Source organism: Streptomyces sp. NPDC033216 (assembly GCF_055577115.1).
The window spans coordinates 240246-253611 of sequence record NZ_JBVIQK010000006.1 but is presented as its reverse complement, the minus strand read 5'-3'; the positions used below and the strand labels follow the sequence as shown (position 1 = coordinate 253611).

Below are 13366 nucleotides of genomic sequence, written 5' to 3'. Positions count from 1 at the left end.
GCCGCCGAGCGCACCCGTCGGCCGTGCCTCACGCCGCGCACCTCATGGGACTGGTCGGTCCGTGCGCCGGGCCCGGGGAAGCCTGATGGTGAACACGCAACCCTTGCCGGCCTCACTGTCGACGGTGACGGTTCCCTCGTGCGCCTGGACGAACTGGCGGACGATGGACAGGCCCAGGCCGCTGCCGCCGGTGCGTCTGCTGCGGGACTTCTCGGCCCGCCAGAAGCGCTCGAAGACCTGGGGGAGGTCATCGGCGGCGATACCGCTGCCCGTGTCCTCCACGGTGAGGACGGCCAGGTCGCCGACCTGACGGGCAGTGAGCGTGACAGTGCCGCCCGCCGGGGTGTGCCGAAGCGCGTTGGAGGTCAGGTTGCCCAGCACCTGCCGCAACCGCACCGGGTCGGCGTCCAGGACGAGGTCGGGATCGGTGTGGGTGCGCAGGCGGATGTCCGAGGACTCCGCCCGGGTGCGGTGGGCCGACACCGTCTGGGCGACGAGGTCGTCCGCGCGGACGGGTTCGCGGTGCAGTGCCAGCGTGCCGGCGTCGGCGGCGGCGAGGTCCTGAAGATCGTCGATGATGTGCTGGAGGAGCAGTGCCTCGTCGTGCAGGGAGGCGATGAGATCCGGGTCCGGCTCGATCAGCCCGTCGCGGGTGACCTCCAGCCAGCCGCGGATATTGGTCAGCGGGGTCCGCAGTTCGTGGGCGATGTCGCTGACCATGGCCTTGCGTTGTGTCTCCAGCTGTTGGCGGCGTGCGGTGAGGTCGTTGAAGGCGGCGGCCAGGTAACCCGTCTCGTCGTTGGTGGTGACCGCGACGCGGGTGTGCCGCTGCGGCGGCTGCTGGGCCGCCGCCGTCAGGGCTCGCAGGGGACGGACGAGGCGGACGGCGACCACGGTGGTCATGGCGACGGTGACCACGAGGACCAGCCCCGCGACACCCACGATCTTCGCTTTGTTGGCGGGGGAGAGGTCGAAGCCCACGGGCTGTTGGCCGAGGGCGCCCAGATAGAGCCGCGCTCTGGGGGCGACGTACGGATCGAGCTGGGTGCGGCGCGCGTCGTCGACACAGCTCTGCGTCTGCCGGCCGTCACCGAGCCGGCGTACGGAGTCCTGGCCCGCGGCGGTGTAGCCCGGTATGACATCGACCCCGATGCCGGCCAGCGGGTTGGCCGCCCCCTGCCAGCCGTCGGGTCCGAGGCAGGGAGCGGTCAGTGCGAGGAGTTCGTCGAGTGCCTTCTGTTCGGTGCGGGTCGGGGTGTTGAGCACTCCGTCCGCGCACTGCGGTGGCACGGACACGTCTTCTCCGCCGTCGGCGACGAGCACGGTGCGGCCGCTGGGAAGCTCCCGGACGCCTCCGTCACCGAGGTGGGCGCGCACACACGCCAGGCGCTTCTCGGCGAGCGCCTTCACCCGTTCGCGTTCTGCCTCCGGGAGCCGATACGGTCCCACCGCCCGCGGGTCGATGCCGGCGAGCTGGGCCCCAGGTTCGGTGGAGGTGTCGGTGTGCAGCGGGTCGACGGTGGCCGAGGCGCGGGCGGGCAGAGCGGTGCCGGGTGCGGCCGAGTCGGCGATGGTGCGGCCGGCCTCCGTCGTCAGGGCGATGCGCCGTCCCATGGTGCGGGAGAGATCGCGCACCGACGACTGCACACCCTCCCAGTCGGCATGGGTCGCGGCGAAGCCGCTGAGCTGCCGCAGGATGTCGGTGTCGTCGGAGAGCACCTGCCCGCGCTCCTCCTGGATGGCCCGCGTGGTGGTCTGCACGGCCAGCCACGCGGTGGCGCCCACGGAGACCACGGCGATGGCGACGGACGTGAGGAGCAGCCGCACCAGCAGGCTCTTGCGCCAGGGGATGCGGGGACCGGGCGTCACGACGACTGCCCGGTGAGCTTGTAGCCGACGCCGAAGACGGTCAGCAGTCGGACGGGTCTGCGCGGGTCGGCCTCGATCTTCTTGCGCAGGTTCATGATGTGCACGTCGATCGCGCGCTCGGTGGAGGCACGGTCGAGTCCCCGGGTGTGCTGCAACAACTGACGGCGCGAGAAGACCCGTTCGGGCTCCGCGGTCATCGCGTGGAGGATGGCGAACTCGCCGGGGGTGCACGGGACGGGGACGCCGTCGCAGGTGACCTCGTGCCGCGCGGGGTCGACGGTGATGCCGCCCGCGCGCAGCACCGGGGAGTCGACGGTGGGGCGGAGGGTGCGGCGCAGCACGGTGCGGATGCGGGCGAGCAGTTCCCGTGGGCTGTACGGCTTGGTCATGTAGTCGTCCGCGCCGAGTTCCAGGCCGAGCAGGACGTCGTCCTCGGCGGAGCGAGCGGTGAGCATGAGGACGGGTACGTCGCCGTCCTGCCGCAGCACCCGGCACACGCCGAGACCGTCGACATGGGGCAGCATCAGGTCCAGGACGACCAGGTCGGGTCTGCGGCTCCTGGCCTCGTCGATCGCGGCCCGTCCGTCGGCGACCACCACAGGGGTGTGACCCTCCTGGAGCAGCAGCCGTCGTATGAGTTCGGCCTGCATGGGGTCGTCTTCCGCGACCAGAATATGTGCGCACACGCCGCCGACTGTAAGGGCGTGCGATGCCTGTCCAGGGCTGCGTGAGGACCTTCCCACACCCTGACAACTTCCTGATATCCGGACGTCAGGCTGACCTCTCGGCCTTGTCGGGTACCGGCACCGCACAGGCACGCCGGACGGCGTCGACGCCCTGCCGCTCGCACCCGGGGCCGCCTTCCCCGACTCGGTGGGCAGGCCACTCGACGCGAACGACGGAGACCCCATGCACCGCACCCACCCCGTTCTCACCCTGGCCGCCCTGTCGGTCTCGGTGTGCCTCCTCGCCGGCTGCAACCCCGGGCCGGCACCCGAAGCCGACCGCGCCGAGGGGCTGCCCGCCGCTTCCGGCACCGCCGCCGCTCCGCGCATACGACTGAACGCCGCCGACGGGCAGAAGCACGTCTCCGTCAGCGGTGGCGGCCGAGTCGGGGTGGAGGCGGGGCGGATCACCGAGGTCTCCCTGGCCACCGCGGGGGGTCGGGCCGTGCCCGGCGCCCTGTCCTCGGACGGCGGGAACTGGGCGCCGCAGGCCCCCCTCGAACACGGCACCGCCTACCGGCTGACGGTGGTGGCCACGGGCGGCGACGGCCACCGGACGACGAAGAGGGTCGCGTTCACGACCGTCGCCGAATCCGACCGCCTCACCGGCACGTTCACCCCGGACAACGGATCCACGGTCGGCGTCGGGATGCCGGTCTCGTTCACCTTCGACAAGGCGATCACCGACAAGAAGGCCGTCGAGTCCGCCATCGAGGTCCGTGCGGGCAGTGGACAGCCCGTCGTCGGCCACTGGTTCGGCGCGCGGCGCCTCGACTTCCGTCCGCAGCACTACTGGAAGGCCCACGCGACCGTCACCGTCAGGATCCGCCTCGACGGAGTCAAAGGTGCCGAGGGCGCCTACGGCGAACAGGACAGAACCGTCCGCTTCACCGTCGGCCGCAGTCAGGTCTCCACCGTGGACGCCTCCACGCACCGGATGACGGTCGTCCGCGACGGCAGGACCCTCAAGACCCTGCCCGTCACGGCGGGCGCGGCGAGCTCACCCACCTGGAACGGCCAGATGGTCATATCGGAGAAGCTGGTCAGCACACGGATGAACGGAGCCACGGTGGGATTCGCCGGCGAGTACGACATCCCCGACGTCCCGCACGCGATGCGCCTGTCCACCTCGGGCACGTTCATCCACGGCAACTACTGGGCCGCGGACTCGGTCTTCGGCCGGTCCAACATCAGCCACGGCTGCGTGGGGCTGAACGACGCGCGGGGTGGTGGCGACGCCGGTCAGGACGGCGCCTGGTTCTACGACCACTCCCTCGTCGGTGACGTGGTCGTGGTGAAGAACTCCGACGACAGGACGATCGCCCCCGACAACGGCATCAACGGCTGGAACATGCCATGGGGCCGGTGGAAGGCCGGCTCCGCACGCTGAGGTGGACCCGCCGCGAGCCGTCGTCGGCCGGCACGCACCGTGGTCCGACACCGTGAGTCGGAGCTGATCAGTTCCTCACATGTCTCGTCCAGGCTGACGGACATGGCTGCATCCAACTCCCTGCCGTCCCGACCGCGGTGCTCCCGCGCCCCGTTCCGGACCCGAGCGACCGACTCCACCAGCCCCGGCCTCTGCCGTCTGGGGATATCGGCCGCCGTCCTGGCCCTGTCCGTCACACTCGCCGGGTGCGCCGGTACGACGGCCGGCGTCAGGCCGGCCGACGCCGCCCGGTCGGCCTCGGGCGGTACGGGCGTCGCGTCCGCCGCTCCCGGCACGACACAGGCCGCTCCCCCACCGACATCCGCCGATCCCCGGACGTCCGCCGACCCCGGAGCGGCCACCACGTCCGCCCCCGCGCGGCTACCGGGCCTGGGACCGCGGACGCTGGCGGAGATCCCGGCTGACGCCCGCCAGGCCGTCCTGGTCACCGGCCGGGGCAAGAACTCGCCCACGTCACAGGTGGTGCTGTACCGGCGCACCGGCGCGGGCTGGGAACCCGGACCCACCTGGCCGGCCCACAACGCCCTCAAGGGCTGGACGGACGACCACCACGCCGGCGATCTCCGCTCGCCCGTCGGTGTGTTCACCCTCACCGACGCGGGCGGACGGCTCGCCGACCCCGGCACGAAGCTGCCGTACGACCAGGGGCCGGCCTTCACCGGCGGCGGTACCGGCTTCGAGGGCGAGCCCCTCGCGGGCTCCTTCGACTACGTCGTCGCGATCAACTACAACCGCAAGCCCGGAACCTCCCCGCTCGACTGGACCCGCCCGCTCGGCGCGAACAAGGGCGGCGGCATCTGGCTGCACGTGGACCACGGCGGGCCCACCCACGGCTGCGTGAGCCTGACGCGGAAGCACATGAAGGAACTCCTGCTCGCACTCGACCCCGACCAGCACCCCGTGATCGTCATGGGGGACGCCGAATCCCTCGAACGCTGAGGGTGGAACGTCGATGCCTGCCAGGCACGTACGGGTCGCCGCTGCGGCGACACTCACGAGCGGACGTGCGCCACCTGTCGTACCCGACCGGACCGGGCACAGGATGTCGGGTCCGGCAGGGTGGTCCCTTCCTAACGTGGTGAGCGAAAGGGAAGGAGGCCGGGGTGCTGGAGCGGCTGAACCAGGCCATGGAGCACATCGAGTGCCGCCTCGACCAACGGATCGAGGCGGCCGACCTGGCGCGGATCGTGGCGACTTCGGAGTACCACTTCCGGCGGCTGTTCTCCGCGCTGGCGGGAATCCCGCTGTCGGAGTACGTCCGGCGCAGGCGGCTCACGGTCGCCGGCGCCGAGGTGCTGGCCGGGGACCGGACGCTGTTGGAGATCGCGGTGCGGTACGGCTACACGTCGGGTGAGGCGTTCGCGCGCGCGTTCCGCGCCATGCACGGCGTCGGTCCCGGCGAGGCCAGGCGGTCCGGTGCGAGCCTGCGGTCCCAGTCACGGCTGTCCTTCCGCCTCACCGTCGAAGGGAGCAGCAGCATGCGATACCGGGTCGTGGAAAAGGGCGAGTTCCGAGTGGTCGGCAGGAAGACGCGCGTCCCCCTCGTGCACGAGGGGATGAACCCTGCCATCGCCGACTTCATCCGGGGCATCGGGCAGGAGACGCTGCAACGCATGCGGAGTCTGTCTGATCAGGAGCCGCAGGGAATCGTAGGGGTCAGTGACAACCTCGACCCGAGCCGGGCGGAAGGAACCGAACTCGACTACTACCACGGGGTGGTGACCGGAACCGCCGCGCCCGAGGACATGGACGCGCTCGGCGTGCCGGCCGGGACGTGGGCCGTCTTCGAGGGCTCCGGGCCGTTTCCGCAGGCGCTCCAGCACCTCTGGCGGGACGTGTTCACGCAGTGGTTCCCGTCCAATCCGTACCAGAGCCGGCCGGGACCCGAGATCCTGCGGACCCGGCTGTCGCAGGATGCCACGCAGGCGGACGCGGAGCTGTGGATCCCCGTGGAGCGGACTGCGGTCTGAACGACAGACGGCGATCCGGGGCCGCCGCTGCACGGGCCGCCCTCACCTGCCGGCACTCCGTCGTCCTGGTTCCGCTGCTGCTCCCCTGACGAGGCGGGGTGGCCGCGCGCCTCGTCCGGACAGCCCGGCGCCAGAAGCTCGCGCGGGGGGACGGGACGCGGGATGGCCGCGCGCCTCGTCCGGACGACCCGGCGCCCCTGGCAGCCGTGCTCGGTGAGGAGTGCCCGCACCTCGGCGGGGCTCGACCGCTGCCCCCCCGGCAGCGGCTCGGGCAGGGCGAGGCGAGGCGCCGGCCATGGCGGGGCCGCGGAACGTCGTGCCCGCGGCCCCGTTCGGAGGCGGGGTCAGGACGGGTCGCCGTACTGGAGGCCGCGTCCGTTGGTGCCGACATAGACGCGTCCGAAGGTGTCCGGGTCCCCGGTGACGACGCCGACACCGCCGATGCTGCCCCACTGGTGGGCGTCGTCGTTGACGCGGAGCCAGGTGGCGCCCTTGTCGGTCGAGCGGAAGACTCCGGTGACGTCCTTGACGGTGCCGATCAGGTAGAGGGCCTGGTAGTCGGCGCCCGGCGCGGCCTTGCCGAAGCCGAGGGCGGAGGCGGACCGCACGGTGGTGAGCGCGGTGAAGGTCCGGCCGCCGTCGGTGGAACGCAGCAGCCCCTTGCCGCCGCCGGAGATCCACAGGTCCCCGGCGATGCCGGGGACGGCCACGAGCCGGCCGGCGGGCAGGTCGGTCGCGCGGGCGGTGAAGGTCGCGCCGCCGTCGGTACTGGCGTGGAGCGTGCCGTCAACCAGTGAGTAGAAGGTCCTGGCCGAGGAGCGGTCGGCGACGACCACGGCACCGGTGCCCAGGCCGCTGACCTTCGACCAGGTCGCCCCCCGGTCGGTCGAGCGGTACGGGGCCTGACCGGCCTGCGTCCAGACGATGGCGGAGCCGTCCGCCGAGAGCGCGACCTGGCCGCTGTCGGCGCCGCCCACCGGCTCCGACGCGAAGCCGTGCCAACTGCCGCCGCCGTCGGTGGAGTAGGCGCCGTCCTGCGCGCCACCACGGCCGACGCGGACCATCGCCGACGGGTTGGACTGGGCGAAGTCGATGTCGGTGCTGTTGGTCATCAGCGGGTTGTCCAGCCGTCCGGCGGGCACCTTCGTCAGGGAGTCGTGGCGGAAACCCCCCAGGTCACCCATGGCGGTGACGACGGTGGCGCCGCCGGGTGGGGCGACCGCGTCCAGCAGCGCGGTCTCCTCCAGCCCTAGGGCCCCGATGACCCAGTGGCTGGTCCCGCCGCCGTCGGAGGCGTCGGCGTCCTCGCTGCGCCAGATACCGCTGCCGGTGCCGTACATCACGTGCCCGGAGTCGAAGGGGTCGATGGCCAGGGCGGTCATCCAGTGCCCTACGCCGGTACCGACGTAGGGAGCGGCGGAGGCGTCCCGCGCCGACTTCGAGGTCAGAGCCTTCCAGTTCGCGCCGCCGTCGGTGCTCCGGTAGATCTCGTCCTCGGGCCACCAGCGGTCGAGGGTGGTGACCATCACCGTGGAGGGCTTCTGCGGGTCGACGGCCAGACCGGAGAACCCGTAAGCGCCCCGGGACGGGGAGACGTTCTTCCACGCCCCGCCGGCCGCCGTGTACTTCCACACCGAACCCGCGGTCACGCCGTTGGGTCCGAGGACGTCGGTGTACGTCAGGTACAGCGAGCCGTCACCGGAGACCACGCCGTGCTGCGGCAACTGGCCGGTGGGCTGCCCGGAGACGGCCTGCCAGGTGCTGCCGCCGTCGGTGGAGCGGTACAGCGAGGTGGCCTTGTCGGCGACACCCGCATAGACCGTCCTGCTTCCGGCCGGGCCGTACGTCACGAAGGAGATGCCCGCGCCGCTGCCGGCCCCGTCCCTGACGGGGAACGAGGAGACCTGACTCCATGTCGCGCCGTGGTCGGTGCTGCGCCACAGGCCGTTCTTGCGGGTGCCCAGCAGCAGGGTGCCGTTGTCCGCGGGGTTGATGGCCAGCCGTTCGCCCGCCCCGCGGCCGTCCTCGTTGGCGCCCAGCTTGAAGGGCAGATCGGTGCGCTCGAAGGTGCGCCCGCGGTCGGTGGAGCGCAGGATCGCGGCGTTGCCCGCCCAGCCGTTGGTGTAGGTGCCCGCGGCGAGGTAGAGCCGGTCGGGGTCGGCGGGGTCGGTGGCCAGCGAATCGATGCCCAGGAGGTTCCAGTCCTTCTCGCCGGCCCAGTCGGTCAGCGGGATCCACTGCTCGGCCGCGACGTCCCAGCGGTAGGCGCCGCCCATGTCGGTGCGCGCGTACAGCAGGCCCTTCTCGCGCGGGTTGAACACCAGCCCGGTGACGTAACCGCCGCCCACTGTCCGGGCGTTGTTCCACACATAGGGTCCGGCCGCGGCAGTGGTCCGCTCCCTGCCGGCCCCGTCCGACTGGGCCTGGGCCTGGGCCTGGGCCGATTTCACCAGCTTCCACTGCTGGTTGGTGCTGCCCCGGCCGTGATACTGGATGACCGCCGCGCCATCGGCCGTGGAGCTTCCCGAGACGTCCAGGACCCGCCCGCTCCTGCGGGAGGTGAGGGTGACGGCGCCCGAACCGCTCACCACGTCGATCCGCCACTCCTGGGAGGCGGAGGAACTGTCGGTCTGCTGCTCGGCGGCGGCCTTCTCGGCGGTCGAACCGCCCGCGATGCCCAGGACCTTGCCGCTGTTGCGGTTCACCAGCTCGTGGTAGCCGTCCCCGGTGGGCTTCAGCCTCCACTGCTGGTTGGCGGTGTTCTGGTCGGTCCACTGCTGGATACGCGTGCCGTCGGCGGTGGAGAAGCTGTCGACGTCCAGCACCTTGCCGCTGTGCACGGCGACCAGCCGGTAGTAGGCGTCACCGTCGATCGTCGCGGCCTGCGAGTCCTCCTGCACGAACAGGAGATACGGCACGACGACGGCGGGCAGGCCGAGCAGCAGACCGGTCGCGGTCCAGCGACGACGATGACGGCCGCGTCGCCCGCCGTTCGTGGGGTTGTTCATCGGGAGGTGTTCTCCTTGCATACCGCTCACCAGAGGAAGGCGGATCCAGGCCTCGGAAACGGCCGGATCCGACTCCTTGTGGTCACAGGCTCCGCAAAGGGTTGCCTCGAACCGGAAACCTCTCCGAGGTCACCTCATGGGGCGGCAGGCGCCGACGAGCCTCCGGGACGATCCGGCCGCCCCAAGCGCCGACGGCACCGGCCCGGGAAGGACACCGAGCCGGGGGTCCCGAGCCGGTCAGGCGTCAGGGACGGCTTGCGGCCCGCGGAGGCGCGGACCGGCCGAACAGTGTCGTTCCGGGGGCCCCGGCGGAGCGATACGGTGCGCACCGCGGACATACCCGGCTGGGTTGCCCTGGATCATTCTCGGTCCGGCCGTCTTGCAGGCCCTCGGCCTCGTGCCCGCCATCCGCCGACTGCCGGATCCGACCCCGCGGTGGTCCGTGCCGGCCAGTCCTCGGAGAATGCTCCCGGCGCCGGCCGGCCGGTGGGCAGCGGCACGGGGCGACGCCGGGGAAGGCCGCTCTGACCTACCAGCACTCCGACGACGACGGACAGCAGGCAGTTGCAGCCGGCCTCGATGCCCCGGTACGAAAGGCGTGGTCCGCCCCAGCCTGGAGAGCCCCGGACGAGCCTTCTGATACGGATCTGGCACTCGGCGAGTGATCGCCGAGCACAGCAAAAAGGCCCTGGGTCAATGACCTGGGCCTTCTCCGTGGAGCGGGTGACGAGAATCGAACTCGCGCTCTCAGCTTGGGAAGCTGATGTTCTACCATTAAACTACACCCGCGTAAGACGCCGGTCGTGACCGGTTTCTGATCGCGCGGTTACTCTACCTCATCCCTGGCCCCCGGCGCTGAAGCCCTGGGGGCCGAGTGCGCTTCGAGGGCCGGGATCCGGGTGCCAGGGGCCCGAGTTGGGGCGTACGGTGGAGGGGTGGCAGAGGGTCCGGGTGTGAACGGAGTGCCGCCTGGAGGGTCGTCTCGTTCGTCCCGTAATGTGGCTTTCGTCGTCCGGCGAGCAGCAGTCGGACGCGGCTCTTGGGGAAGGGACTCGAGGACTTGATGGAGAGCACCGTCGTCCGTTGTGCCGATGGGCACGTGTTCAGCACTGCTTCGTTCCCGATGCAGAAGGCCGAGCGGCTCGGTCCCGGACGGCTCGTCCGGTGTCCTCGGTGTGCCCGGCTCCGCAGTGTGGTGCCGGTGGCCCTCGTGAAGCGGTGACGCGAGCAGTATCGGCAGCCAGTAGACCGGCAGACCAGCAGTACCCGCAATACAGCAGTACCGGCAGTACCCGCAGTAACAGCGGCAGCGAGCAGCGGCCGTGGCAGTAGCGGCAGTACCAGGCCTGGCGCGCGGAATCGTCCTGATGGTGGCGGGTCCGCGCGCCTTGCGTATCCTCGGGGCGTGCTTCTCTCTGACAAGGACATCCGGGCCGAGATCGACGCCGGACGGGTACGGATCGATCCCTACGACGAATCCATGGTGCAGCCGTCCAGCGTCGACGTGCGCCTCGACCGCTACTTCCGGGTGTTCGAGAACCACCGGTACCCGCACATCGACCCGTCGGTCGAGCAGGCGGACCTCACGCGGCTCGTGGAACCGGAGGGTGACGAGCCGTTCATCCTGCACCCCGGGGAGTTCGTCCTCGCTTCCACCTACGAGGTCATCACGCTCCCCGACGACCTCGCCTCCCGACTCGAAGGGAAGAGTTCCCTCGGCCGGCTCGGTCTCGTCACGCACTCCACCGCCGGTTTCATCGACCCCGGCTTCTCCGGACATGTCACCCTCGAGCTGTCCAACCTCGCCACCCTGCCCATCAAGCTCTGGCCGGGCATGAAGATCGGGCAGCTGTGCATGTTCCGGCTCAGCTCACCCGCCGAGCACCCCTACGGCAGCGAGCGGTACGGGTCCCGGTACCAGGGGCAGCGAGGCCCGACCGCCTCCCGCTCCTTCCTCAACTTCCACCGGACCCAGGTGTGAGCGGCGTATGAGCGACGTACGGGAGAACCTCACCTACGAACGGTTCGGCGTCGCCGTCCGCGAACTCGCCCAGAGCATCGCCGACGACGGCTACGAGCCCGACATCGTGCTCAGCATCGCCCGTGGCGGCGTCTTCGTCGCGGGAGGACTGGCGTACGCCCTCGACTGCAAGAACCTCCACCTGGTGAACGTGGAGTTCTACACCGGCGTGGGCACCACCCTCGAAATGCCCGTCATGCTCGCGCCCGTGCCGAACGCGATCGACTTCTCCGACAAGAAGGTCCTGATCACCGACGACGTCGCCGACACCGGCAAGACGCTCAAGCTGGTGCGGGACTTCTGTCTCGACGCCGTCGCGGAAGTCCGCAGTGCCGTGATCTACGAGAAGTCCCACTCCCTCGTCAAGTGCGAGTACGTCTGGAAGCGCACCGACGACTGGATCAACTTTCCGTGGAGTGTGCTGCCTCCGGTCCACAGGTCGGGGGAAGCGGCCAAGCCGAACAAGGAAGCGCTCTGACCGGCGCGGACATTCACTTCCCGCCCTTCGGGCGGAATGAGAGGCCTCGGTGACTCCGGGGCCTCTCGTCGTGCGGGCCGTGCCTCGTGCGGGCCGCTCCCCTTGCAGGCCGCGCCTCGTGCGGGCCGCTCCCCGTGCAGGTCTGCCTCTTGCCGTGTGTCGTTCGTCGCCGGTCGGCCGACCGCGGACCGACGACGTGCTCGCCCCTCCCGGCGACGATTCGTTCTGCCCACTTAACCCGTTCCTGCCGCGCCGCTAACATGTTCGAACTCGCGATGAACGCCCCTGTCACCCTTCGTTCACCGGAAACCCTGCCATTCGGCGCGATAAGTAACGTAGTCAGCCAAAATCTACTAAATCGGTCAAAGAATTGATACCTATAGCGTCGCGGGTGTTTTCGCGAACAAAAGGCAGAACCGTGTCGCCCGAGTGGCGTCGACCCCAGGTCTTGCTGTGGGTCACGGTGGGTGCGGTGGCTCTCGGATTCGTCATCGCGCTGGAGGGCGTGGCGCGTCACTACGGCCTGCCGGGGCCGATCACCTGCCAGCTGCGGGAGGTGATATTCGCTCCCAAATCCGGATTTCTTCTCTACGCCAGTATGGCCTTGATGATGGTCGTGTTCACCTGGCGGCAACGGTTCATCGCCGTGGGTGTCGCGATCGGTGTCGACATCGCCTTCCTGGCGGTCCGGTGGGTAGTGGGCGCCAGGGTGACCGACGGCCACCCCTTCGGCAACGGCGCCCTGTGGGTGATCCTGGGTTGTGCGGTCATCGCGGTCACGCGCCGCACCGGCCGTGAACGCGTCCTGCTGCTGAAGGGCGTCGGGCTGGGCCTGCTGCTGGTGGCCGGCCGCAAGGTCGGCGACACCTGGCTGGTCATCACCTCGAAGACCCGCCCCACGGTGCTCGACCAGTACATGGCCACCGCCGATCACGCGCTGGGCGACCCGTCATGGGTGGCGGGCCGGATCGTCACGGCCACCGGCCCGATCGGCTTCAACCTTCTCGACGTCGTCTACGGCCAGCTCGCGGTGGCCGCCGTCATCGTCGCGCTCTACCAACTGCGCAATGTGGCCGTCGAGCGCCGCTTCCCGCGCCACCACCTGGTGCGCACCTTTCTGGTGATCGGCCTCCTCGGGCCCGCCATCTACATGATCTACCCGGTGGTCGGACCGGTCTTCGCCTACGGCACCGGCGCCGCGCACTGGGCGTCGGTCAGCCTGTGGTCGGAGACGCCGCCCAGCGTGCAGTGGGCGGTAGCCGACCTGTGGCCGGACACGCCGCCGCCGCTGGACACCCCGCACCACATGCCGTTCGACGGGATCACCCCACGCAACTGCATGCCCAGCCTGCACACGGCGTGGGCCACCGCGATCTTCATCCATTCACGGAAAGGACCGCGAACCCTGCGCTTCGCCGGCACCTTCTGGCTGATCGCCACGCTCTGCGCGACGCTGGGATTCGGCTACCACTACGGCGTGGATCTCATTGCCGGAGTGGTGTTCGTACTCACGATCGAGGCCGCACTGCGCGCGTTCGACCGCGGCTGGGACCGGTCGGGGCTTCGGCTGGCCGCGTACGGCGCGACCGTCTTCGCCGCGCTCCTGGTGTCGTATCGCTGTCTGCCGTCGGAGATGGCCGAGCACCCGTGGCTGGCCGGACCGCTTCTCCTGCTGGCGATGGCCTCAGTGGTCCTCGGCTACGTACGGACCACTGGACGGTGGGAAGCGACGTCCGCACCGACGCGGCAACCGGAACCGCAGCCCGAACTGATCTGAACCGTGGCACCCCGACGAGGGTCATACGCGGCACGAGGAGGGCCCCCGGCGTGAACGCCGGGGGCCCTC

9 protein-coding genes and 1 tRNA gene are annotated in these 13366 nt (G+C 70.5%); 6 read left to right on the top strand and 4 right to left on the bottom strand.

What is annotated here, in order from left to right; all coding sequences use genetic code 11:
* Positions 1-42: 42 nt before the first annotated feature.
* Together ACZ5Y0_RS15020 and ACZ5Y0_RS15015 are read right to left on the bottom strand one after the other, a co-directional pair.
* Positions 43-1869, bottom strand: coding sequence for a sensor histidine kinase (locus ACZ5Y0_RS15020; protein ID WP_469129085.1), 1827 nt, complete (start codon positions 1867-1869; stop codon positions 43-45).
* Positions 1866-2555, bottom strand: coding sequence for a response regulator (locus ACZ5Y0_RS15015; RefSeq protein ID WP_469129084.1), 690 nt, complete (start codon positions 2553-2555; stop codon positions 1866-1868). Before ACZ5Y0_RS15015 ends, ACZ5Y0_RS15020 begins: the two co-directional genes overlap by 4 nt.
* Before the next feature lie 223 nt (positions 2556-2778).
* Here ACZ5Y0_RS15015 and ACZ5Y0_RS15010 point away from each other — a divergent pair, with 223 nt between their 5' ends.
* From ACZ5Y0_RS15010 to ACZ5Y0_RS15000, 3 genes are all read left to right on the top strand, one after another.
* Positions 2779-3984, top strand: a complete 1206-nt coding sequence (locus ACZ5Y0_RS15010; RefSeq protein ID WP_469129083.1) for a L,D-transpeptidase — start codon at positions 2779-2781, stop codon at positions 3982-3984.
* Positions 3985-4086: 102 nt separating this feature from the next.
* A complete protein-coding gene (locus ACZ5Y0_RS15005) occupies positions 4087-4983 on the top strand; it encodes a L,D-transpeptidase family protein (protein ID WP_469129082.1) in 897 nt (298 codons plus the stop codon).
* 164 nt (positions 4984-5147) lie between these two features.
* Entirely contained in the window at positions 5148-6014 is an 867-nt protein-coding gene (locus ACZ5Y0_RS15000; RefSeq protein WP_469129081.1) for an AraC family transcriptional regulator, read from the top strand.
* Positions 6015-6358: 344 nt separating this feature from the next.
* Here ACZ5Y0_RS15000 and ACZ5Y0_RS14995 read toward each other — a convergent pair whose 3' ends face one another.
* Both ACZ5Y0_RS14995 and ACZ5Y0_RS14990 read right to left on the bottom strand, forming a co-directional pair.
* Entirely contained in the window at positions 6359-9022 is a 2664-nt protein-coding gene (locus ACZ5Y0_RS14995; protein WP_469129080.1) for an RICIN domain-containing protein, read from the bottom strand.
* 715 nt (positions 9023-9737) lie between these two features.
* Positions 9738-9811 (bottom strand) — tRNA-Gly (locus ACZ5Y0_RS14990).
* 616 nt (positions 9812-10427) lie between these two features.
* On the opposite strand from ACZ5Y0_RS14990, the gene dcd reads away from it, so the two are divergent.
* The 3 genes from dcd (at position 10428) to ACZ5Y0_RS14975 (ending at position 13297) form a co-directional block, all read left to right on the top strand.
* Positions 10428-11003: a dCTP deaminase gene (dcd, locus tag ACZ5Y0_RS14985; protein ID WP_137307896.1), complete on the top strand. Its 576-nt coding sequence runs from the start codon at positions 10428-10430 to the stop codon at positions 11001-11003.
* A 7-nt stretch (positions 11004-11010) separates the two neighbouring features.
* On the top strand, positions 11011-11520 hold the full coding sequence (locus ACZ5Y0_RS14980) for a phosphoribosyltransferase (protein ID WP_467509861.1): 510 nt from the start codon (positions 11011-11013) through the stop codon (positions 11518-11520).
* A 418-nt stretch (positions 11521-11938) separates the two neighbouring features.
* Positions 11939-13297: a phosphatase PAP2 family protein gene (locus ACZ5Y0_RS14975; protein ID WP_469129079.1), complete on the top strand. Its 1359-nt coding sequence runs from the start codon at positions 11939-11941 to the stop codon at positions 13295-13297.
* Positions 13298-13366: the final 69 nt, after the last annotated feature.